Raw genomic sequence first — 23,961 nt, 5'->3', positions numbered from 1 at the left:
CAGACCCGCAGGGGCCGCGGCAGACAGGCCAAATTATCTGGACAGAGACAAATGAATATGGATACCGCGCAGACACGGCAGATGAAGTAGAAGTAGAGGCAGATAAGGAAAAATGGGTAAAAGTAAAACCAGAAGTCACTAAAGATGTCTATACAGAAGCTACATCATCAACAGATGATGCTGATTCTCCCATTGTTCCTGCCACCGGATTTGTATCGGATGAGATAAAGAACTATGGGACATCTGGAGATACGGGTGTTTTGACTCCTTTTACTCTGTATGCTCCAGGTGATGAGAATTTTCAACTGGAGATTGCGATTAGGATCAATGGGGGTAATGAGAATGTAGTAAAAACCCTGAAGAAAGGCACGACAGATACAACTTATATATTCAATCCTGCTGACTATTCTCTAAATAGCAGATCTGACACAGTTACCATTCTGGCAAGATTGATCGGCGAAGATAGTGACAAGACAGATAGCGAACATAAGACCACGGAAGTGTCCAGCGCCGAAGTGCTAAGTTTAACGGTTAGCGGTATGGACTCTTTCGGACAGTATTATATAAATGGAACCACCCCGCAGACGCCTAAGATCACAACTAAAACCTGGAATAAAACCACGGAATATCAATATCGGAAATCTACAGGCGCACCGGAAATGAAAACTAATATTGTGGAATACACCGGGACATTTGAGGAAAAAACGACGGTCGCAAAATATAAAATTACGGCTGACACGCAGGAATGGCAGCTTGTGCGCCCCGGTGAAGAAGAGGATGTTCGGCGAAAGTCTATCGAGCTTAAAGAATGGGCCACGGCTCTTTTACGTTTTGTATATTATACAGGAGACCTGAAATGGAAACTTAGGCTTGATCTTGAAGCCGGATTTGCTTTGGCGCAACAGTTTAACGCTTTGGTCGGCGAGTATAGTCCTAGAATAGTGAACTATGTAGAAAATATGGGACTTCTCGACAGCAAATATAGGTGGGGCAGTATTTTGGGTCTGGATTTTACTGCGGACCACAAGGTTTTCAAAGCAGGAGAAGTAAATATTGGAGCCGACTATAAGCGAAATACTCTGGATGACATAGATAGACTGGCTCTTTCTTTCGGGTATACACAAAGGTTTGATTGGCTTTTGTCTGGCGTGGAAGCTTCTGGTAGCGTTGGCTATGACTTTAACAACTCAAATGGATTTTTTAGCGGGACGTTGGGATTGGGGTTTTGGGGAGGCAGAATCTGGTTAGATAGCACTCTCGGCGTTCGTATTGATGAGAGTTCTAAATTTGGTGATAAGTTTAATTGGGCTGAAAGACTGAGCTTCTCGGTAATAAAAACAAAGCAGGTGGACTTCACTATTCAAGGTGGTATTAATGGTTTGCTTTTGGATGGTGGTCAACGGTTTCAGGCGAAGCCAACTGCGGGTGCTTTCATTACCATTTACCCTGACTTGCCTAAAAAATAAACAAATGTCTATACGCTGTGCTTTGTGCTTGAGAAAGTTTCGGTTTTTTGTCTGGAGAGGCTGTTTTTATTTTAGGCCGCCGCCGGACACGCTGCGTGAGCTGTATCCTGTACGGCCTGGTGAAAAATAGCCCTATGCTACATATTAATAATATGATAGAGTATAAATAATGAATAAGTATGTAAGAATATCCGCGCGGGTCATGTGCGTGTTGCTCTTGGGCTGTTTTTTGTCCGCGGCCAATGTGCCTATTGATAATACGATACATAGTTTTACCGCCCATCATGTGGGTGGTGGTTTTGACGCGACTGACCGATTTTGGTATGACTCGGACGGCGGTCATAAATTTGTGCGCGATCAGTCTGGCGTATTGCATGCTGTGTTTGCGGATACTACTAACCCCAACGTATCCACTCATACAGACAGACTTATTTATGCCAGATCTACGGATAACGGAGCTAGCTGGCAAAAATATACGATAGATACCAGGAGCGGTATCAGATCATTGATCTGGAGTCCTTCGCTGGCCGTGTATGGCGGTCAGGTCTATGTGGTAGCCGCCACTGGTCAGGGGGAGGCTATCAACTACAATCTTACCTTGTTTAAATTTTCCGCCACGGGCACGCCTGCGCCGTCAAGTGTTGCCGTGTCGACTAATAGCGGTAATTATTTTAGATTTACCGATATAGTAATCGATAATAGCGGCATGTTAAATATTGCCGTGACATATGGGTTATCCCCCAGCGTGATCCGGTTTTACCGCGGCGTCGCTACAGGCTCTTCTTTCCCGGAAGAGACCGCTGTCAGCGCCTGGACTAGCCCTCCGCAATACCCCATGTACCCGGCCCTGTCTGTCGACGCCGCCAATAATGTTTATCTGGCTTTTGAAATGTTCAATGATTTTAATTCCGCGGCGGATACTTCCGCTGTGATACGTGTTTATAAGCGTAGCAGCGGCGGCAGCAGTTGGTCTTCTTTTGCGACTGTGTCTTCCGGCTTCAGGAATCGCCATGCCAGCATGATCAATGACTCCAGCAATAATCTGCATCTGGTGTACTCCAAAATGACTGCCAAAGGCGGAGCAATGAATCTGGCGTACGCTGTTTATAATTCCGCTGGCGCGCTGTCTTACAGCAACGAGTCTATCGCTTCTGCTCTGGAGCTGTACTCCCCGCAGATCGGCCTTACCACCGCGAATATTCCGGTGATCCAGTATGTAAACAGAGAAAATACGAGCGCCAGCCATGAGATAAGACAGGTAAGCCGGAAATCAGCTTCCGCGTGGTCTGTCCCGCTCAAAATGGCGCCGGATGCCAGCAGGGCTTTTTTCCTGCACATGCTGCCTGTAGTGTACGATGAGATGCCGCATATGCTTTGGTTTGATGATATAAATACTACCGTTTATTTTAACCGCGCTCCCGACCGCATCGCCCCCTATCAGCCCGCCGCGCCGTCCCTGCTCTGGGTAGACAAAAGCCTGAACAGCGCCGACACGCAGGGTATTACCGTAAATACTAATGCCTGGACGCTGCGGGCTGATCACGCCACGCCTATACAATACGATTTTGCCGGAGCCAGACCGGTCACCGATGTGGACTGGAGCGCTTATGCCGCCAACCGCGCCGTGGCTTCTTTTGGCGACCGGCAGACCGTGAGCGCGAGCATTCGCGCGCGTGATGCCGCCGGCAATATATCAGAATGGAGTCCGACTATTTCGGTCTCCCTCGCCGACCGCACCGCGCCGACCCGTAGCGCGTTTTCGATCAATGCTGATTATGTGTCCGGCGCGGGCCGCGATGTGAGCAAAAATAATATCCTGCTGGCCATCACCGCTGTGGACAATGTCAATGGTACGGCTGGGCAGAGCGGCGTCAATAGAATGAATATCGGCGCTACTGCCACTCTGGGAACCACAGCGTCTTACAGCACATCGGCGGCTTTTGCTCTTGCCCCTGACGATGGGCTAAAGACAGTCTACGCTAGATTTATCGACGTTTCCGGTAATTATAATGTTGTCCCGTATCAGGCTACTATCAATGTGGATACCACGCCGCCGGTCATGCCTGGCACGGTTTCCACCAATAGCTCAGACCGCAACAATCTGAACTTCACCTGGGGCGCGGCTACGGACCCAGGGTCTACCCCTTCTGGGGTTAGCGCTTATGATATTTACTGGGCGCAGGCCGTGGCCACTCCATCCGGCGCTATTGTCCCGAATAAAGCGCGCCAGACGGGTACTACAGTCACAGGTTTGACCTGCAATCTACCCAGCTCAAGCAGTGGTAAGTATTACTTAATGGTGCGGGCGATTGACAATGTCGGCAATGTTGGCAACTGGCAGGCCGTATTTGTTTATGAGTATACCGGTCAGCCTATATACGGGGATGTTTTTGTCCAGAAAAGGCCCAAGTATCAGACGGCCAAAAAATACACCGCTGTTTTGAGCAATGATATTATTCTGGAGTACTCCGCGGCTGCCGGCTCGTCTATCTCTACCGCCAATGTTCGGGTCATAAATACGAATGGCAATTCTGCCAGTTTCGCTGCTGTTGTGAATAACGACTCTGCTGTGACTACGCTCAATGGCTGGGCTTTGGGCAGCGTTGCCGAAGGACGGGTCACTGTTTCGGTTTATTACAACGGCTTGGTCAATAGCCTTGCCGCGACTACCAATACCTATTCTGACGCGATAATCCTGGACCGGACAAACCCTGGCCTGGCTACCGGAGAAACCAGCCCCAGACCCTGGACAAATATTCCGGCTCCCGGAACTTACACCTGGAATCCCGCTCTGGATGTGACACCGTCCGGCGTGACGGAAATTTCTGGTGTGGATCCGCTTAATTATAGTTATTATTGGGGCACGCAGAATGCTGCGGCGGAGCCGTCCAAAATAACCTCAAATAATCCCAATACTGTGATCGGCTTGTCCTGCGACACAAATATCCCCGGCGGCAGCGGCACGTACATTCTGCAGGCGCGGGCGCGGGACAACGCCGGTAATATCGGCGGCTGGAATACGGTGCTGACTTATCGTTATGACAACACCACGCCCAACGGCACGGCCGCTCCGAATAGCAGTCAGGTCAATAATCGCAATGTGCTTTTGACTTTGACCGCTGCGGACACTCACAGCGGCATAGCCGGTGTGTACATCGGCGAATCCCGCCCGCCGGATGGCTCTATTAGCTGGACTGCTGTTACCGGCGGTCTGAGTTATACCAATTCCGCTTACCCCTACACTCTGACTTCCGGAGACGGCTTAAAGACCGTTTACGCGCGCTACAAAGACGCCGCCGGCAATCTATCGGATTGGTATCAGTTCACGGTGGATTTAAGAGAAAAAAACAGCGGTTACACCGGTTCTCTAAAAATTAACGATGGCGCGGAATGGACTAACACGCAGATCGTTACCTTAAACTTTGCCTATGCGCCGTCTGTCGGCGCGCAGATGAAAGTTTTCAATGAAGATAATTCATCGATCTTGCTCTATAACGGCCCGGCTCAGCCGACTATTAATAATTATGCTTTGACCGATGCGGATGGTGTGCGGAAAGTTTCCGTCTTGTTTTATGACGGCTACGGCAATGAATGGGGCACCTACAATGCGGAGATCAAGCTGGATCGTGGCGCGCCCTATGTCCCGCCTGGTGTAAACGGCATTGTGATCAATGGTGGCGCGGACTACACCTATACTACCCTGAACGCCAATCTGACGATCCGGGCGACTGATGTCCAATCTCAGCAACTGGAAATGCGTATTTTAAATGGTGATGGCAGCGGCGACACTGGCTGGATATCTTACAGTCAGGGCTATTATCCCTGGACCTTATTTGCGGATAGCGTGAATAATAACACGGCCACGGTGAATATAGTTTTCAGAGATCCGGCTGGCAACCTGTCCGCCACTTACAATGACACGATTATTGTGACTGGCAGGCCGTATATTATTATCGCGGAAAGCCGCGGCGAATACACCAATGTTACGAATAATATTCTGACATTAGTCGCTCCGGGTGCCAAAGCCATGCAGCTCAGCAATGATCCGGGTTTCCAGGACGCGACCACTTCGGTCTGGCTTAATTACAGCAATCTCTATCCGGTCTGGCCGCTGCTGCCGCCCAATGGCGAAGGGTTAAAACATGTTTACGCCAGATTTGACTATCTGGGCGATCAGTCCGATCCTCAGCAGATAGTTACAGCCAGCGACACTATTATTTACGATATTACGCCGCCGTTTGTCGACCCGGACCGTCCTATTCCTCCGGCGCAGCCGGACGATCCCGGTTATACGCAGGGTAGCGCTTGGGCCTTGATCAATAACGGCGCGTCCTATACTTATTCTGAGCTGGTGGATCTGCGGCTTTCCGCCACAGATAATTACGGACAGGTGTACATGTATATCAGCAATGATCCGCAGGATCCTAATTTTGCTATTCCGGCCAGCTATGAGCCTTTTGCGCCCACCAAATCCTGGGTTTTGCTGCCAGGAGATGGCCCGAAAGCAGTTTATACCCAATTCATGGATCAGGCTGGCAATATTTATCGGGCGCAGGATTCTATTGTCTTGAGCACGCTGGGTTATTATTTCCGTTTTATTGAGCCGGATGGGTACAACGATGTGGCCAGCGGCAATTTTACGATCAGCTGGGAAGACGCCTATCCGGGTGATCCTAACGCCTCTGTTCAGCTTTATTATGATACGGATCGTGATATAAACAACGGTCTGAGCGGCAATGTGACCACCAATCCAGCGTTGCCTGTCCTGATCAGTAATGATTATAACGGCGTGATCTGGGATTGCAGCGGTGTGCCTTCCGGCAAATACTATATCTATGCGGAAGTTAGCGGCAATTATGGCCCGATCAGGGTGTACTCTCAATATCCGTTGTATGTGGTGCACGATGATGGCGCCACTGTGACTAAAGATCCCGGCACTGATCCAGATTGGCCGGGCGGTGGCGATACCGGAACAGGTCCTCTGCCGTCCGATCCGCCGTCTATATTGGTATTGACTCCGACTTTGCCGGATTCGCTGCCCAATGGCGGTCTGTTCACGATCTATTACCGTTACGCTCACACGCCCAGCGCTGACAATACTACCTATCTCACGCTTTGGGCGGACACTGGCAATAATCCGCGCGATAGTTCGCATAGGCGTTTGATCGCCGCCGGGCTTGAGATCCCGACCGCCAGCGCTTCCGGCGAGGATTATTACAACTGGGAAATCACGAATGTGCCGGAAGGCAATTATTATATTTATGCGCAGGTCAGCAATAATAATTATGTGCGTGGAGATTACTCGACCGGCTGGGTGCTGATCAAGGGCGGCAATACGCCGGGTAACGGCGGCACTGGCGAACCGATCTGGTCTTTCCCCAATCCATTTGCGCCGCAGACCCGTGATGAAGAGGCGCACATCGCTTTCACTGTGGACAAAGACGGCTGGCATCGAGTGTACATCTACAATGTTCGTGGTGAGCGCGTCTGGCAGACTAATGTCTACGCGTATGCTAACCGCGACAATGTTGTGATCTGGGACGGCCGTCTACCCAGAGGTAATAATTATGCCGGCAACGGCATCTATGTACTGTTCCTGACGGACGAGAAACGCAAAATTCTCGGGAAAGGCAGGTTGACTCTGCTTGATTAAAAAATGTTTTATTTTTTGCTTGCTGTTGCTCGGCCTGGCTGGCGCTGAATTGAAAAGCGCTTACGGTCTCGAGCCGCTGTTGACCGGCGCGGATACTTATGGCCGCGGCGGCGCTTATCTGGCGGCGGACGAGAATAATAGCTATGTTTTTCAAAATTATGCTTTTTTAAATAAACGCGTGACGCCGCGGGTTTCCCTGACCGCCTTTAAGCTGATCAGTGAGATCGATTATCTCTCCGCTTCCTACAGTCAGGACAATTTTAGTTTAGGCTTTTTGACTATCCAGGAGGCCGGCGGTTTTGTCCGTGACAGCCAAAACAATTTGCTGGGCGGCCGTATCGGTTACAACGACACGACCCTGTACGGCGCTTACGCTTTTCAATTTGAAAATTTCAATTTGGGCGCGCGGGCTAAGTATTACAGCAAGTATTTTTCAGAGGTGGATACTTCGGCCTGGGGGCTGGCGCTGGATCTGGCCGGTTACTATGAATATAACCGCTACTGGGCTTTTGGCGCGGCGCTGGACAACGTGATCGGCACGACTTTGCAGTGGACTGACGATTTACGGGAACAGTTTCCGCTGGCGCTGGGTGTCGGCGGCCGCTTTAGAGCGTTTGGGCCGGATGGTTTTTGGCAGGAATGGGATTGGCTGCGCAATCAGACGGATTTTTACGCCGATCTGCGCCTGGAAGAGCGCAATTCTTTGTTCAAGACTGGCGTGGAAATTTGGCCGCATGAAATGATCGCTTTGCGCGCTGGTCTGGCGCAATACAATAGCGTGCAGGACGATGAGGATACTCGCGCCTGGAAATTCACGGCTGGCGCTGGCGTCAATTGGAACGGTATTTATTTTGACTACGCTTTCAATCCGGGTGATGATATCGCCGAGACTATCACGCATTTTTTTACTCTTTCTTACCGTTTCGCGGCGGAAAAACCGGCCACTCCAGAGCTCGAGGTTATACCCGAGCCGGTGGTGAGCAGGGCGGCGCCTTTGCGTTACAAAGTGTTCACGGACATTGATGGCTATTCGGCGGCGGAACAGTATGTTATGGAAGATCTGGGTTATCTGGGCTTGATGATCGGCTATCCGGGCGCGCTTTTCCGCCCCGAGCAGCTGTTGACCCGTAAAGAATTGATGCTGATCCTGGCGCGTTTGGCCGAGAGAGAGGACATTGCGCCTGACCGCGCGTTCTTGAATTTCAAAGATATTACAGAAAATATTTCGCTGGAGACCGCCGATGCCGTGCTCAAAACTTCCGAACGCGGCTACATCCGCGGTTACACCGACGGTTCGGTGCGCCCGGAAATACCGGTACGGCGTTCCGAGGCCGCCGCGGCGATAGCCCGTTATTACGGCATTGACGGCGGCGTTCTGTCCGGCGCGGATCTATACTCTGACGTGGCGGTTAAACACTGGGCTTACAAAGACATCAACCAAACCAAACAGCACGCTTTGACTCTCGGTGTCGGCAGAGACCTTTTTCAACCGGAACAGCCCATGAAGCGTCTCGATGTGGCGCGCATCCTGTCGCGCCTGTCTTTTGTGCAGACTTTGCGCGAGGATTTGCCGGATATTGTCGGCCTGCCGCGTACTGGCAATGTTACCGAAGAGCACGGAGCAGAAGCTGCGCCAGTCGCGCCGGCGGTGGATGACATAACACCGTCTGAAGAAGCGCAGATAGAATCCTGGTATTACGAAGAGCAAGAAGGACAATTAGAGGAACGCGCAGAAGAATACGAAACAGGCTCTTCAGCCGCTCCGGAAACAACAGAAATAACTGACGGGACAAGCTCCTGGGAAGATAATTATTTAACGCAGCCAGCCGTGCCGCCGGATAATAATGACGCGGAGATCATCGAGGACGAAGACGGCTGGACTATTGATTACGAGTACTGATCTGGCTTAAAACGGCCACCTTAAACTATAATATGTGGGATAACTCAAGGCTTTATCCAGACCCTGCGCTCTTACCACAATACGGTCTTCCGCGGTGTCGGCGATCTTTACTATAAAGCCGCCATCAGAGTTCGCCTGCGCCCGGCCTAGCTCTTGTCCATTCAATTCAGACACCATGACCAAAGCCTGTGGTTCTACACAGTTGGCATTGCCGATTATCCTTACAGGGCTTTTACTGGAATCCTCCTCATGGCTTAACAATACGGATACGGGATAACTGGTGGTTTCTTTCGGCGGTTCGACCGGCGGATCGCCCAGCGAGTCTCCAACCGTAGTGCCGCAGCCTCCCAGTACCAAAGCGGCTAAAATAACTCCCAGGATGTATTTTTTTGTTTTCATAAGTCTGTGCCCCTTCCATAGCTTTGTTGACAGATGTATACCCACTTTTTTCAAATATATACCTGTCGCCAACGCGACAGGTACTCCCTCCGCAGCTTGAGGCTGCTGTCGGTCGTACCATAATTGAAAGATTTATCTGCCACCTCTGTGGCAGGTATTTCTGCGCGCGCATAGAAAACCGCGCGCGGTCATACCATAATTGAAGGATTTATTTGTCGCCAATGCGATGGGTATTTTCCTATATCAGGCACGCAACACGGTATTGTCGGTGGATTCTGTACAGTCTCATCAATAATGTGCTGTATTTATCTCGTTTTCCAATTCTTGCAGATAAGCCAAAATATCTTCCCATCTAGGTGTGGCTTCGGGATTGAAAAACATCTTTTGCATCTGCGCATAATCTTTTTCCAGAGCGCCAAAATTATGCTTTGCTGGCATCAAATGCAATGCCCCGATTTTGGCATTTTCATAATCAGCCCAGGACAGGCGGTATAGATGGCTGTCAAAGTCAATGATTTCCGCTAGCAGATCCAGGTTTGCCAGAGCAACATTTTTCACGGCGGAATGTCCTATCTTGAAAATGTCATAGTAGTGGCGCGAGTATCTTGATTTGAGCGGCTTGTTTTCCGGCCTGGTATTTTCGTAATGCAAAATGGTTACTTTTTCCCAAAAAGTCCGTTCTGGTTTTATGGTAGGAACAACAGCTGGATTTATGCCAAGATGTGGGTATGTATCTGCGACATACGAAGAGATCTTATAACGTTCATTCGGATTCCACAGCGCGAGCGGTCCGATTTCAAGCAGAATATCCGGTCGCAAATATTCGTCGGCAATGGAACGCGGATAGATTATATGCAGCTTGCTATCATTCGTTTTCCTCGGATTGCGCGGATCATAATCCGGCTCTATCCTTGTATATTCTTCGTCGGTGTAAACTTTCAGCAGGCCGCTCAAAACACTGGCAATTTTGTCTTTCAATTCTGTTTTGATGTAGTTTTCAGTCCTTGCGTTGATTTCTTTTGTCAGCTTGTCCTGCTTGGTTCTGGAATTCTGTTTTAAATTTTCACCGTTTTGCAGGATCAAATGCCGCGCCAGTATCAAATCTATATCCTCGGAAAACCTTTCTATCAGATGGAATGCCTTGGACAGCGATGTCCCGCCCTTAAAACACAAGACTCGTGCTAATTCCTCGTCGCCGAAGATCCTGTCCAATACGGCATAGACCCAAAAATCTTTCTCCACCATAGCTGGCTGAATTTTGAGTTTATTGGCGGTATTGAGGAACATTTCCAAGCGTTCATGTTCCGAAAAGGGAAACATTGGTTTTTCCACAATTATTTGCCTCCGCTTAATTTATCGGCAATATAAGTTATATGCCTGTAAACCCAGCCCGCGACTTTGCCGGTGTCGTTCTTTATTTTCTGCCACTCCTTGGTTTTATATTTGGTAGACAAAGCCTTCAAGAATTCATCCGTTATCTGCCTTTCGCCAACGGCTTTTATCGCCTGAACAACAAGCAGGCTGCTTTCACGTTTAAACTTTGCCTCGATCAGTGTTTTATGCTTAAACTTCAATTTGGCGCCGTCGATCGTATAGGTTTTGCTCGGGCCGTCAGACAAATAGATTGTTTGCGCAACAAACTGCGTGGAAAGCCCAAGATAGTTTAAAACGGCATCGCCATCTGGATAAATCTTCCATTCGTATTTACGAGCCAATGCCCGTGCCGCTAAGTGGATGTCCGGCGCAACCATTTCTTGTAAGATTTCGCTGTAATCTGGATAATAATAAAGCCCCCGGATTATTCGTTTGATTTTGCCTTCTTTTTCCAAAAAGTGCAGTGAGTGGTCAATTTCCCAGCGGCTGAAGTCTTTGGTGAAATCTTTTGGAGAAAATACCCAATTCTTTCTTTTATGTCTGATCCTATCAAATATGCGGTTTTGTACGCTTTTCTTCATAAGATGCCTCTCTGATTTAGTAGAAATATAGCATATTTTTTCTACTTGTAAAGTTTTCTTTGCCGTCCTATATAGTGGGATTTATCCGCCGCCCCAAACGGTCATTGAGCGAAGTATCCTGCGGATATGCTGGCGAAGAGAGCACACACCGAGATGTCCCTGTTTTGTTTCTGTGTTATAATCTCCGCGTGGGAGGTAATTCAAAATGAAACTGACAGTCCACGGGCATGGCTTGAAACTCACGCCGGCGATTCGAGAACATGCGGAAAAAAAATTCGCTAAATACAGCGGCATGTTCCCCGAGGCTCTGGCCGCCGATCTCAGCCTCGAAGTGAGCCATATTAAAAACCGCGACCGCGCACAGGCGGCGTATGTTACGTTGCAGCTGCCGCAAAAAGTTATTTTACGCGCCGAAGCCAGAACGGGAGACATTTACGCCTCGATCGAAGAGCTGACCGCCAAACTTGACGCGCCACTGCGTAAATATCAGGACAAACTAAAAAATGACCGCAAAAAAAGAAATTTTGCCGCGCCGCTACCGCTGCTCAGAGAGAGCGACGAGCCAGCAGAGCGGGAGATAAAGATCCTGCCTGAGTCCAAAGCCGCGCCTAAGCCGATGGAGCCGGTCGAGGCTGTGCTACAGCTCAATAAAACGCGCGCGACCTTTTACGTTTTCAATAATTCTAAAGCCGCGCATATTATCAGTATCGTCTATCTGCGCCGCAACAACACTTACGCGCTGATGACTTTTAAAAAACTATACATGAAACGCGCTAAGCTGCGGAAATTTAAGGAAACTCCCTCGACCGTGCCGTATACCGGCAGCGGCGTAAAGATCACCAAAATTTGCGATATTGTTTCCGCTGCCAAACCGCTGACCGCGCGTGACGCCGCGCTCAAGCTGGAGAAACACAAGAAAAATGAATTTCTGCCGTTCCTGAATATCGAAACCGAACGCGTCAATGTGCTTTACAAGAAAAAACAGCCGCGGCAGTTTGGTTTGATCGAGCCCAGCATGTAGTGGAGAAAAATATTGAAAATTCTAGAAGCGATCAGAGGTTATTTTAACGCCAGAAAATTAGCTCCTTATTGGGAAAAAGTCCGGACGATAAACGCGCTGGAGCCGCAGATCAGCGCCCTGACCGACGCGGAGCTGTGCGCCAAGACCGCTTATTTTCGGCAGCAATTGCAGGCCGGCCGGACGCTCGATGATATTCTGGCCGAAGCTTTTGCCGTGGCGCGTGAAGCGAGCAAACGCGCGCTCAATATGCGGCACTTTGACGTGCAGCTGCTGGGCGGCATAATTCTGCATGAGGGACGCATTGCCGAAATGAAGACCGGTGAGGGTAAAACGCTGGTGGCCACGCTGCCGGTCTATCTCAATGCGCTGCTGGGGCAGGGCGTGCAGGTCGTCACGGTCAATGATTATCTGGCGCAGCGCGACGCGGAGTGGATGGGGCGGCTTTACCAATTTTTGGGTTTGTCTGTCGGCGTGATCGTCGCCAACCTTGATTTTGAACAGCGCCGCGCCGCTTATAACGCGGACATTACTTACGGCACGAACAATGAATTTGCTTTTGATTATCTGCGCGACAATATGGCCACCGATAAGGAACAGCTCGTGCAGCGCGAGGCCAAATATTACGCGATCGTTGACGAGGTGGACAGTATCTTGATCGATGAGGCCAGAACGCCGTTGATTATTTCCGGTCAGGTTGATGACAATACCGACAAATATCGCCGCGTCCTGCAGGCCGCCAAAATGCTGGCGCCGGGCAAGCATCAGACCAAAGAAAAAGCCGAGGAAGAAAAACAGCCGGACGAATACCGCGATTTTACTATGGAAGAAAAATCCAAGCACATCGCTTTGACCGAAAACGGTATTCAAAAAGCGGAGAAATTCCTGGGGCTGGACTCGCTTTTTGACATTCAGGAAATGGACTCCGCTCACATGCTGATCCAGTGTTTGAAAGCCGTGCATCTTTTCAAAAAAGATGTGGACTACATCGTCAAGGACGGCGAAGTTGTCATCGTGGATGAATTCACCGGCCGCTTGATGACCGGCCGCCGTTACAGCGACGGACTGCATCAGGCTATTGAGGCCAAAGAAAATGTGCGTATTCAAAACGAATCGCAGACTCTGGCCTCGATCACTTTTCAAAATTTTTTCCGCTTGTATCAGAAACTGGCAGGCATGACCGGCACCGCCAAGACCGAAGAAGTGGAATTTGCCAGGATTTACAATCTGGCCGTCGTGGAGATCCCGACCAATCAGCCGGTGGCGCGCCGGGATTTTGCCGATGTGATCTATAAATCCAAATATGAAAAATATAAAGCGATCGCGCAGGATATCAAAGAGCGGCATGTCTTAGGCCAGCCGATCCTGGTGGGCACTATTTCTATCGAAGTGTCCGAACATTTGTCCGGCCTGCTGCAGCGTGAAAATATCCCGCACAATGTGCTCAATGCCAAACAGCACGCGCGGGAGGCCGAGATCATCAAAGGCGCCGGGCAGCGCGGCGCGGTGACTATCGCCACCAATATGGCCGGACGCGGCACGGATATTGTGCTGGGTGAGGGCGTCACCGCTCTGGGCGGCCTGCATGTGCTGGGCACCGAGCGCCATGAATCGCGCCGCATTGATAATCAGCTGCGCGGACGCTGCGGACGGCAGGGCGATCCAGGTTCCAGCCGTTTTTATATTTCGCTGGAAGACGATCTGATGCGGATCTTTGGCGGACAGAGAATTATTACCATGATGGAGCGGCTGGGTTTGCCGGCGGACACGCCGATCGAGCACGGCATGATCACCGCGTCCATCGAGCGCGCCCAGAAAAAAGTCGAGCAGTATCATTTCTCGATCCGTAAACAAGTTTTGCAGTACGACGATGTGGTCAACCGCCAGCGCGAAACTATTTACGCGCTGCGCCACAAGCTGCTGATCGACCAGGACGTTACGGAAAAAATTCAGGAATTTTTAGTCAAGACAAACTGTCTGGACAAATACAAAGAAAAAGAAGCCCAGGTCCCGCCGGAAATTTTACGCAATATCGAACGGCTGGTGTTGCTGCGCGAGATTGACCGTAAATGGATCGACCATTTGCACAACCTCGACGTTTTGCGCGAAGGCATTGGTCTGCGCGCTTACGGCCAGCTAGACCCGCTGACCGAATACAAGATCGAGGGGTTTCGGCTGTTTCAGACGATGCTTGACCAGATCGCCGGCGACACGGTGGAGACACTGCTACGCGTGCAGGTGGTGCATGAGCTGCCGCAAAATGTTGAGGAGCATTACCGCAATATGCATTATTCCGGCGGAGAGCTGCCGTCCGGGCTGCAATCGCCGATGCAGGGTCAGTCCCGGCCGGACGGCAATGCGCCTAAAGCGGAGCCTGTTCACGCCGCGGAAAAAATCGGCCGCAACGATCCCTGTCCCTGCGGCTCCGGCAAAAAATACAAAAATTGCTGCGGAGCCAATGATTAAAAAATCTGCGACAGAAACGGCAGAGCTTACGATAGATTAATGCATGTGGATATTGTTTACCAATTTAAAATCTTATCAAGATAAAAACGCGGCTATTGAGGAGTATAGAGAGCTTATTACCACTATAGCGAGAACTTATAAAGCTAAACACAAAGGCATTTCTCTGGATGTTGAAGATTTAGCGCAAGACGGATTTGCCGGACTGGCGGAGGCTCTGGAAAAATATGATCCGGCGCGCGGGGTTAAATTTTTAACTTTTGCTCTGTACCGGATCACGGGGGCTATGCTGGATGATATTCGCAAAGACGGCAATATTATCCGTCAAAGCCAGCCCACCATAAGAGCAATCAAAAGGTTGAACAATGCGGAAGAGTATTTGGGCGGTAATTTGAACCGCTTGCCGACAGACGCCGAGCTGGCGAGGTATCTGGGCTGGGACTTGTCGAAGGTTGATAAAATAAAACACCATCGTCTGCGGCGTAGGCCTATCGACCCCGAGCTTTTCGCTGACGGAAAAGGAGGATCTGGACAGATAAACAACTACTGGCATAACTTGCCTGACGAGCAAGGTTATAATTCTGTGCTCCGGCAAGAATTGCGCGACTATTTTAAAGAAAGCATAGAGTGGTTCTTGCCGAAATTGAACCTGAAAAATCAAGAGCGTAATAGGTATATTTTGCGGAGGTGCTGTCGTATTATTGACAGACCGAAGAACACTTTTGCCGCAATAGGAAAAGAAACTGGATTAACCGAGACGCGTGTTTCAGGCCTATTTAAGCGTTACCGGAAATTTCTCCACACGCATACCTATCTGCAGGATAGTTTACGCGAGCTGCGTTAAGCCGGAATGTGTTATACTTGCCTGCGAGGTGAGCAATGCTTCAGGATAGAAAACAAGAATTGAAAAAATTGGCGGAAAAAATTGCGAATATTCGGAGCTATCTTTGACCTGCCTCGTCTGCAAAAAGAGCTGCAAGAGTTAGAGGCCGAGAGCGCGGATCCGGCGCTCTGGCAGGATCAGAAAAAAGCCCAAAAAACCGCGACGGAATTAAAAAACAAGCAGGATCTGCTGGAACAAATCCAGTCTTTGGAGCGAGGCCATGCCGACGCGCAGGCTTTTTACGAATTGGCGGAAGCGGAAAAAGACGACAGCGCGGAAGCCGAATTATCCGAATTGATCGGCGCTCTGCGCCGCCAGACTGACGAATTTGAGCTGCGTTTGAAACTTTCCGGCGAACATGACCAGGCTAATGCGATCCTTTCCATCAACAGCGGCGCGGGCGGCACGGACGCGCAGGACTGGGCGGAAATGCTTTTGCGCCTGTACCTGCGTTTTGCTGAGCAGAGAGGTTTTGCGGCGGAGGTTATCGACTGCTCGCCTGGTGAAGAGGCCGGCCTCAAATCCGCCACGGTATTGATCTCCGGCCGGTACGCTTACGGCTGCCTTCAGTCGGAAAAAGGTGTGCACCGTCTGGTGCGCATTTCGCCGTTTAACGCGCAGGACAAACGGCAGACTTCGTTCGCCAGCGTGGATGTTGTGCCGCAGCTTGAGCTGGACGAGACTGTCGAGATCGATCCGGCCGATCTGCGCATTGACACTTTTCGCTCCTCCGGCGCGGGTGGCCAGCATATCAATAAAACGGATTCAGCGGTGCGGATCACCCACCTGCCGACCGGTATAGTTGTGCAGTGTCAAAACCGCCGCTCGCAGATCCAAAACCGCGACACCGCAATGCGGGTGCTACAAGCCAGACTACTGACGCTCAAAGAAGCCCAGCACAAAGAAAAAATTTCCGAAATTCAAGGCGAACAAAAAGACATTGCCTGGGGCAGCCAGATCCGCTCTTACGTTTTTCACCCGTACTCGCTGGTCAAAGATCACCGCCTGCAGGTTGAGACCGCCAATGTACAAAAAGTTATGAATGGCGATATAATGCTTTTCGTTGAAGCTTATTTACAACGTAAGGAGCGGTGATGTTCGGAGTGCCCCGAAAAGATTGGTTTAAACTTTTTTTGTTTGTTTTGGCAGTGGCAGTTTCACTGGGCGTTTTTGGTTACCGCTTGTTCCTCGAACAGCTGAATATGACGGTTGAGCTGGCCTATGATCAGGGAGATGTTTTATCTTTACAGGCCTACACGGGGCAGACCCAGGCGCAGATTTTAAAAATGCTGCAAAGAGCCGGCGTGACTTCGATAGTGGTGCCGGAGGATACACTGAATAATTTGACCGCGCGCGGCCTGGCTACCTGGGTAACTGGCCAGGATCTGCTCAATATGGCGCGTTTTGGCCAGATCCAAAATCCAGTTCTGCTGGCCTTGATCCGTTCCACCGACATAATGCCGGAGAGTAATTACATTATGATCGAGCAGGTTGCCGCTTTTCAGCGCGCCCAAAATTCGCTGATCAACGATTTGGGGCCGGAGCGCGCTAGAGTGGCGGGGCGCAATATCATCGAGATCCGCGGCCAGGTGGATAATCTCGGTAATATCGGACTCGGCATCGACGAACAGGTCGTGGAAACTCTGAAGATTTATAAATTTCAAATTATTCCCAAATTGGCGGACAGCCGCCGCATTGACGCTGTGTCGCTAGGCTTAAAGATCGACGCGCTCTGTGCTTTGACCGACGCGCGCACGCTGATCTTCAGCGGCGGAGAGATTTTGGGTTATGGCGGCAATCTCGCTCTGGTTGCGGAAAAAATGCAGAAAAACAATGTTAATTTTGGCATGATCGAGTTTTTGAATCAAAAAGGCTCGCGCGCTCTGGCCGAATATTTGCCCGGACACAATATCGGTGTGCATACGGTAACCTCGGCGCAGCTGCAGCGTATGACTAAAGAGCGCGCGGCAGACCGTTATTTGCTGGCCACGCTGGACCGCGGCATGCGTATTTTGTATTTACGCGCGTTTACCAATGAAAAATTAGCTGACGATTTGCTGGCTTACAACGAGAATTTTATTTCGACGCTGAAAAACCGTTTAGAGCGGCGCGGTACAACAGTGCTGCCCGTAGATAAAGTGTCGCTGGGTCTCGATCCGGCGCTTGCTGTAATATCCGGCATTTTTATTTCCTTAGGGCTGGTGCCGGTTTTTTATTTTTTCCTGCAGCTGTTTTTTAAAAATCTGCCGGAAAATATTTTTTGGTGGGGGTTAATTCTAACGCTCCTGCTTGACGCGGTTTTTTGGCGCCTCAATTATTTTAGTCAGTGGCGGTCTTTGCTGGCGCTGGCCGTGGCGATCGTTTTTCCAACCATAGCGATGCTGACCCAATTGCCTAAAACCGATGATTGGCCGGCCGATAAAATAACTATGCGTGAAACATTGTTCGGGATTTTGCGCATTGTCGGCATCACCATGCTCGGCGCGCTGCTGATCATCGCGCTGCTTTCCGACAGTTACCACATGCTGAAAATTTACCAGTTCCGCGGCGTCAAATTAGCTTTTGGCCTGCCGCTGCTGATCGTGGCGTTTTACTATTTTATGTATCCTTACCGGATTAAATCGCTGCGTTTTATTTTTAAGCGTTTTTTGCAGAGCAAGGTTACTATCGGCTATGTGCTGGCTGGCGGCTGCGCTCTGGTTTTTCTGGCTTTTTATTTCCTGCGTAGCGGCAATTATCAGCTGCCGGTGTTCGCTGGCGAGGCGGCCATGCGTAATTTTCTCAGCTATACCATGCTGGTGCGTCCGCGTACCAAAGAATTTCTGATCGGTTATCCGCTGCTGGTTTTTATTTTTCACAATTTAGGCGCGGCCATTGATTACCGTTACAAATGGCTGTTTTTTACGCTGGCGACGATCGCGCCGATCTCGCTGCTCAATACTTTTTGCCATCTGCACGCGCCGTTGTGGGTCTCGCTGCTGCGTTCGATCAACGGCCTGCTGCTCGGCGTGCTGATCGGCTATCTGCTGAACTGGAGTTATAAAACCGCGGAAAAGGTCTGGCGGTATATTTTCTAAAACGTGAAGATCCTGCTGGCCGGCTATTATGGTTTTGGCAATCTCGGCGATGAGCTGCTGGCGCAAACCGCGCGCGAATTGCTGTCGGTTAAACACAGCGTGACTGTCTGCCGCGCGCGCCGGAATTTCCTGCCGCTGCTTTTGCGCGCGGACTGTTTGCTGCTAGCCGGCGGTTCATTGTTTCAGGACGTTACCGGCCGCGGTTTATCCGTACTGTATTATGCCGCGTTGGCTGGAGCGGCCAAACTTTTGCGCAAGAAACTCTTTTTGGTAGCGCAGGGTCTTGGCCCGATCCGCGCGCCGCTCAACCGCTGGCTGACCCGCGCTGTCTTCCGGCGCGCGGACTTCGTCTCTTTCCGCGACCGTGAGTCCGCGGAGTTTTTACGTCTGCCGCGATATTATTTGACCGCCGATCTTTTGTTTGCGGCAAAATTAAAGCTCAAAAAAGCCGCGCGGCGGGAACGCATAATCGTCAATCTCTCCAAAAATATGCCCCGGATTTTGACGGAATTTCAGCCGGTCTATCTGGCCATGCAGCCGTCAGCCGATCAAGGCCGGCCTGGCGCGCCGTCCGATTTTTCCGCCGCGCGTCTGGCGGTCGGCAGGCGCCTGCATTTTCTGATCCTGGCGGTTTTACACGGGACGCCGGCGGTCGGCCTCGCTTATGATCCCAAAGTGGAAAATTTCTGCCGCAAATTTAAACTGCCGTGCGTAGCCCTGAATGAATTGGAGCGGCTGCCGGGCCTTGTCCGCCGTGAGCTGCGGCAAACCGCCGCGGCGCGCAGACGCCTGGCGGTTTTAGTGAGGCAGGAGCGCCGCTTGGCGCAAAAGGGCGTGAAGATCCTGCTGGAGAAATTAAATGGCTGAAGTTTTAGGCACGCGCGTGGCTGTTTTGCCGCGGCGGGAAATCGAGCAAAAAATCGCGGCTTATCTAAAAGCTAAAAGTGAAAAGTCATACTTTATAGTTACGCTTAATGCCGAGCTCTGCTGCCGTGCCGCCCGGGACGCGGAGCTGCAGACCGCGCTCAATTCCGCTGACCTTTGCCTGCCGGACTCGATCGGTGTGCGCTGGGCTTTGCGTCGGCAGGGGCTGGCGGCCGAGCTTTACCCCGGTGTGGAATTGGCGGAATGGATTTTGCGGCAGGGTTTCAGCGTGTATGTGCTGGGCGCTAAAAAAGAGGTTTTAGACCGCTTAAATTTTCCCAATATAGTCGGCAAGCATCACGGTTTTTTCGATACTGGCACGGAAAAATCAATATTGGCGGAGATACAGAGGCTGCGGCCGCAGGTCGTTTTAGCGGCTCTGGGCGCCGGAAAACAGGAATTATGGCTATCCCGCCATAAAAATGACCTAAAAAGCCTTTTAATCGGCGTAGGCGGGGCTATTGACGTTATCTCGGGGTGCAAGCGGCGCGCGCCTAAAGTTTTCCGCAAAGCCGGTTTGGAATGGTTTTACCGCCTGTTAAGAGAGCCGCGGCGGATTTTCCGGCAGCTCAATTTGTTGCGTTTCGGCCTGGCTGTTTTACGAGAAAAGCAAGGTTAGATTGCGCGTGGGTAAAGATATTCACCATAAGGAAACTGACATTTGCCGCGCTCTAGCAATCCATCGAAAAAAACTCTTGCATTTTTTTTGCGGATTGTTTATAATCTAAATATTAAGAGGCCAATTATTCATACCCCCCATTGATAATTGGTCTTGAAAATTAGCCCCGTCTCCGGACGGGGCTTCTTTTTTATATCGGCGGCAGATGATATACTCCCGCCATGCGCCTTTCCAAACTATTGATGCCGACGCAGCGAGAGGATCCGGCTGACGCTGAAGTGATCAGCCACAAGCTGCTCGTGCGCGCGGGGCTGATCCACAAAACCGCGGTAGGTATTTTCAGTTATTTGCCTCTGGGCTACCGCGTGATCCGCAAAGTGGAAAATATTATCCGCGCGGAAATGAACCGTGCCGGCGCGCAGGAAATTCTAATGCCGGCAGTGGTGCCCGCCGAACTCTGGCGCGAATCCGGCCGCTGGCACAAATACGGTAAAGAATTGCTGCGTTTCAAAGATCGTAAAGACGCGGAATACTGTCTGGGGCCGACGCATGAGGAAGTCGTCACTTCGATCGCGCGCGCTTTCGTACATTCGTACAAGCAGCTGCCGCTGAATCTGTATCAGATCCAGACTAAATTTCGTGATGAGCTGCGCCCGCGTTTCGGCTTGATGCGCGGCCGCGAGTTTATTATGAAAGACGCTTATTCTTTTCATGCCACTGAGGATTCGCTCGACGCGGAATATCAAAACATGCGCGCCGCTTACTGCCGGATCTTTGAAGCCTGCGGTCTGCGCTACAAAATAGTAGAGGCAGACAGCGGCAATATCGGCGGCTCGGTCTCGCAGGAATTCATGGTCCTGGCGGAGAATGGCGAGGACGCTTTGTTGTCCTGCTCCAAATGCGCTTATTCCGCCAATGTCGAGGCCGCAAGATCGATTGTGCCGGTCACTGAGCGGCCTGTGCTGACTGAAAGCTCGATAGGGAGCGGAGTCGAAGCAAGTCGAAGTGTCCGCGAAATTTCCACGCCGGAGAAGAGGACTATCGAGGAAGTTTCCGCGTTCTTGAAAACGCCGCCGGAAAACCTGATCAAAACATTGGTTTATTATTACAAGAGCAGCGACAGGGAAGAGCACGTTGTTGTTTTGCTGCGCGGCTGCGATCAGCTCAACGAAGTGAAGCTCAAAAATTATTTGCGGGCCGATCTTGTTCTGCCGGCGGAAGACAGCGCGGTGCGTGAAATTACCGGTGTGGAGCCGGGCTTTTGCGGGCCGGTGGGCTTGAAAAACGCCAGAGTTATCGCCGATGCCCTGATCAAAACTATCTCCAGCGGCGTGACCGGCGCGAATAAAAAAGACAGCCATTTGCTCAATGTCGTGCCCGGACGTGATTTTGAGTTAAAAGAAATAGCCGATCTGCGTCAGGCGCAGGCCGGTGAAAAATGTCCGCATTGTGGCGCGCCACTGGTAGCGGTGCGCGGTATCGAGGTCGGGCATATTTTTAAGCTGGGCGTTAAATATTCCGAAGCGTTGCAGGCCACTTATTTAGACCAGAATGGCGTGGCGCGGCCTTTTATTATGGGCTGTTATGGCATCGGCGTTGGGCGCACCGCGGCCGCCGCGGTGGAGCAGCATTTTGACGCCAGCGGCATTGTCTGGCCGCCGGCCCTCGCGCCGTATCATTGTATGGTGATACCGGCCAATGCGCAGGATCCGGCGCAGGCGGCGGCTGCGGAAAAAATTTATCAGGAATTGCTGGCCGCCGGCGTGGAAGTTTTGCTGGATGACCGCGCTGAGCGCATCGGCGTCAAATTAAAAGATATGGAGTTGATCGGCGTCACCAGCCGCGTGGTGGTCGGCAAAGCTTTGAGCGCAGGTCAGGTGGAATTTCGTTTACGCGCTAGCCCGGACAATGAGCTGCTGCCCGTAACCGGCGCGGCGGCGGCGGTGTTAGCGAGACTGCGGGCATGAAAGTTTTTTTAGCCGGTTACAATCTCGACGCCGAGGTTATTGCGGAGCTGAAAGGCAATTCTCCCCGGCAGGATGTTACACCGGAAACTCTCTCCGCGGCTTACGCGCGCATCTCCCGTGACCCGCGGCCGATCAATGAATTGCGCCGCGCCGCGCGCGGCGCGGTGGAAAAATCCCGCTGCTCCAATCAGAAAATTATTTTTGGTCTCGGCCATAGCTCGGTGGCTGAGCACGCGGTCTTTAATTTCGATGTTATCGGAGTGAGCCGCCGCGCGATGGAGGAATTGGAAAAATTCCGCCTTTGCTCCTACACAGAAAAATCCCAGCGCTACATCACTCTGGACAGCGCGTACATCACTCCGCCGGAGATCGGCGGCGCGCGTCTGGCCGCGGATTTTCAGAAATTGCAGCGGGATTTATTGACAAAATACAGCCAATTTTACGAAAAACTGAAAGTTTACGTTCGGGAAAAACACGCCGCTCTGGCCGCCGATCCTCAAAATAAAAGTTTGCTGGAAGGCTGGGCTAAAGAGGACGCGCGTTATATCACCAGTCTGGCCGTCAGCGCGCAGGCCGGTCTGACCGTCAACGCGCGCAATCTGGAAAAGATGCTGCGGCGTTTTGCCTCGCATCATTTGCCGGAAATACGTGATCTGGGCGCCAATTTACACGCGCTGGTCAAGGATATCGCGCCGTCTATTATCAAGTACCCGGAGGCCAACGCTTACGATCGTGACACTTACGCGGATTTGAGCGTGTATATACAGAAATTGGTTAATAAAAAAAGTCTTACTTCACGAAAAACTAAATCATGCCGGCTTATCGACTATACCAGGAATGGTGACGCCAAAATACTGGCCGCGCTGACCGCGAAGTCGGCAAACCTGTCTCATAAAGACGCTCTGTCCGCTGTTCAAAAAATGTCCTCAAAGCAAAAACGGAATATCTTTAAAATTTGCGTGCAAAACATGCAAATGTGGGATGTCCTGCCGCGCGAATACGAACTGGCGGAGCTTACTTTTGAGTTGATCGTTTCGGCGAGCTGTTTTGCCCAGCTCAAAAGACATCGTTTGCTTACTTTGCTGGCCGCGGATTATGAGCCGGCTCTGGGTCTGCGTCTGCCGCCGGCGCTCGAGGCTGCCGGTCTGGCCGGGGATTTTATCCGCGCCGCGCGGGAAGCGGAAGCTCTTTACGCCCGCCTCAAAAAAGAAAATCCCGCGGCGGCGGACTATGCGCTCACTAACGCGCATCAGCGCCGCGTCGTCTGCAAAGTAAATCTGCGTGAGCTGTGTCATATTTCCCGTTTGCGTGAGGACGCTCATGCTCAGTGGGATATCCGCGAAATTTCCGCGCTCATGAGCGCCGCCGCCCGCGAAGTTTTTCCCCTGACCGCCGCTTTCCTCGGCGGCAAGGATAAATACGCTGAGCTGCACGGTAAGGTTTGCGGCTAAACAGCAGTTCTTTTCTCTAAATAACTCCTTTTTCCTACCCGCACATCAAACGACAAAACGGCAAAATTCGATGCATTTTAAAGGTTTATTTCGCCGATAGAGAAGTACCTGTCGCATTGGCGGCGAAATGGATCTTACAATTATGGTACGACCGCCAGCGGCCTCAAGCCGCGAAGGGAGTACCTG

The 23,961-nt window shown here is 51.1% G+C and carries 15 protein-coding genes; 12 read left to right on the top strand and 3 right to left on the bottom strand.

All coding sequences use genetic code 11. The annotated features are described in order from the left end of the window. The 3 genes from LBJ25_02185 to LBJ25_02175 all read left to right on the top strand — a co-directional run. Positions 1 to 1,466, top strand: a 1,466-nt coding sequence (locus LBJ25_02185) for a hypothetical protein (protein MDR1452771.1), incomplete at its 5' end; no start/stop codon positions are given. Between the two features lie 169 nt (positions 1,467 to 1,635). Continuing rightward, on the top strand, positions 1,636 to 7,119 hold the full coding sequence (locus LBJ25_02180) for a hypothetical protein (protein ID MDR1452770.1): 5,484 nt from the start codon (positions 1,636 to 1,638) through the stop codon (positions 7,117 to 7,119). Positions 7,120 to 7,138: 19 nt separating this feature from the next. Beyond that, positions 7,139 to 9,019 carry an S-layer homology domain-containing protein gene (locus LBJ25_02175; protein MDR1452769.1) on the top strand — a complete coding sequence of 627 codons (1,881 nt, stop codon included), beginning with the start codon at positions 7,139 to 7,141 and terminating at the stop codon, positions 9,017 to 9,019. 6 nt (positions 9,020 to 9,025) lie between these two features. Here the strand turns inward: LBJ25_02175 and LBJ25_02170 are convergent, their stop codons facing one another. The 3 genes from LBJ25_02170 to LBJ25_02160 all read right to left on the bottom strand — a co-directional run bounded on the left by LBJ25_02170 (position 9,026) and on the right by LBJ25_02160 (position 11,373). Further along, positions 9,026 to 9,418: a hypothetical protein gene (locus tag LBJ25_02170; protein ID MDR1452768.1), complete on the bottom strand. Its 393-nt coding sequence runs from the start codon at positions 9,416 to 9,418 to the stop codon at positions 9,026 to 9,028. A gap of 288 nt (positions 9,419 to 9,706) precedes the next feature. Then, the gene (locus tag LBJ25_02165; GenBank protein MDR1452767.1) at positions 9,707 to 10,750 is read right to left on the bottom strand and encodes a nucleotidyl transferase AbiEii/AbiGii toxin family protein; all 1,044 of its coding nucleotides are present in this window, start codon (positions 10,748 to 10,750) and stop codon (positions 9,707 to 9,709) included. Positions 10,751 to 10,752: 2 nt separating this feature from the next. Next, the gene (locus tag LBJ25_02160) at positions 10,753 to 11,373 is read right to left on the bottom strand and encodes a DUF6088 family protein (protein MDR1452766.1); all 621 of its coding nucleotides are present in this window, start codon (positions 11,371 to 11,373) and stop codon (positions 10,753 to 10,755) included. Positions 11,374 to 11,578: 205 nt separating this feature from the next. Between LBJ25_02160 and raiA the strand changes: the two genes are divergently transcribed. The 9 genes from raiA to LBJ25_02115 all read left to right on the top strand — a co-directional run bounded on the left by raiA (position 11,579) and on the right by LBJ25_02115 (position 23,775). After that, positions 11,579 to 12,394 (top strand): ribosome-associated translation inhibitor RaiA, encoded by an 816-nt coding sequence (gene raiA / locus LBJ25_02155; protein MDR1452765.1) that lies wholly within the window; start codon positions 11,579 to 11,581, stop codon positions 12,392 to 12,394. A gap of 9 nt (positions 12,395 to 12,403) precedes the next feature. Continuing rightward, on the top strand, positions 12,404 to 14,857 hold the full coding sequence (gene secA / locus LBJ25_02150; protein MDR1452764.1) for a preprotein translocase subunit SecA: 2,454 nt from the start codon (positions 12,404 to 12,406) through the stop codon (positions 14,855 to 14,857). Between the two features lie 43 nt (positions 14,858 to 14,900). After that, entirely contained in the window at positions 14,901 to 15,698 is a 798-nt protein-coding gene (locus LBJ25_02145; GenBank protein MDR1452763.1) for a sigma-70 family RNA polymerase sigma factor, read from the top strand. A gap of 81 nt (positions 15,699 to 15,779) precedes the next feature. Then, a complete protein-coding gene (gene prfB, locus LBJ25_02140; GenBank protein MDR1452762.1) occupies positions 15,780 to 16,832 on the top strand; it encodes a peptide chain release factor 2 in 1,053 nt (350 codons plus the stop codon). 53 nt (positions 16,833 to 16,885) lie between these two features. Further along, positions 16,886 to 18,814 (top strand): DUF5693 family protein, encoded by a 1,929-nt coding sequence (locus LBJ25_02135; protein MDR1452761.1) that lies wholly within the window; start codon positions 16,886 to 16,888, stop codon positions 18,812 to 18,814. 3 nt (positions 18,815 to 18,817) lie between these two features. Next, positions 18,818 to 19,681 (top strand): polysaccharide pyruvyl transferase family protein, encoded by an 864-nt coding sequence (locus LBJ25_02130; protein ID MDR1452760.1) that lies wholly within the window; start codon positions 18,818 to 18,820, stop codon positions 19,679 to 19,681. Then, entirely contained in the window at positions 19,674 to 20,357 is a 684-nt protein-coding gene (locus LBJ25_02125) for a WecB/TagA/CpsF family glycosyltransferase (GenBank protein ID MDR1452759.1), read from the top strand. Before LBJ25_02130 ends, LBJ25_02125 begins: the two co-directional genes overlap by 8 nt. 221 nt (positions 20,358 to 20,578) lie before the next feature. Continuing rightward, a complete protein-coding gene (locus tag LBJ25_02120; GenBank protein ID MDR1452758.1) occupies positions 20,579 to 22,324 on the top strand; it encodes a proline--tRNA ligase in 1,746 nt (581 codons plus the stop codon). Then, positions 22,321 to 23,775: an FAD-dependent thymidylate synthase gene (locus LBJ25_02115; GenBank protein ID MDR1452757.1), complete on the top strand. Its 1,455-nt coding sequence runs from the start codon at positions 22,321 to 22,323 to the stop codon at positions 23,773 to 23,775. Before LBJ25_02120 ends, LBJ25_02115 begins: the two co-directional genes overlap by 4 nt. The last annotated feature ends 186 nt before the right edge of the window (positions 23,776 to 23,961 follow it).

The organism is Candidatus Margulisiibacteriota bacterium (assembly GCA_031268855.1).
GTDB lineage: Bacteria > Margulisbacteria > Termititenacia > Termititenacales > Termititenacaceae > Termititenax.
The sequence above is the reverse complement of the archived record's forward strand: the minus strand, read 5'-3'. Positions and strand labels throughout refer to the sequence as shown.

What these genes read in the sequence shown, in the direction of transcription:
- LBJ25_02180 (MDR1452770.1), top strand. Translation starts at nt 1,636, where the DNA reads ATGAATAAGTATGTAAGAATATCCGCGCGGGTCATGTGCGTGTTGCTC.
- LBJ25_02170 (MDR1452768.1), bottom strand. Translation starts at nt 9,418, where the DNA reads ATGAAAACAAAAAAATACATCCTGGGAGTTATTTTAGCCGCTTTGGTA.
- LBJ25_02160 (MDR1452766.1), bottom strand. Translation starts at nt 11,373, where the DNA reads ATGAAGAAAAGCGTACAAAACCGCATATTTGATAGGATCAGACATAAA.
- raiA (MDR1452765.1), top strand. Translation starts at nt 11,579, where the DNA reads ATGAAACTGACAGTCCACGGGCATGGCTTGAAACTCACGCCGGCGATT.
- LBJ25_02145 (MDR1452763.1), top strand. Translation starts at nt 14,901, where the DNA reads ATGTGGATATTGTTTACCAATTTAAAATCTTATCAAGATAAAAACGCG.
- LBJ25_02125 (MDR1452759.1), top strand. Translation starts at nt 19,674, where the DNA reads ATGGCTGAAGTTTTAGGCACGCGCGTGGCTGTTTTGCCGCGGCGGGAA.
- LBJ25_02120 (MDR1452758.1), top strand. Translation starts at nt 20,579, where the DNA reads ATGCGCCTTTCCAAACTATTGATGCCGACGCAGCGAGAGGATCCGGCT.
- LBJ25_02115 (MDR1452757.1), top strand. Translation starts at nt 22,321, where the DNA reads ATGAAAGTTTTTTTAGCCGGTTACAATCTCGACGCCGAGGTTATTGCG.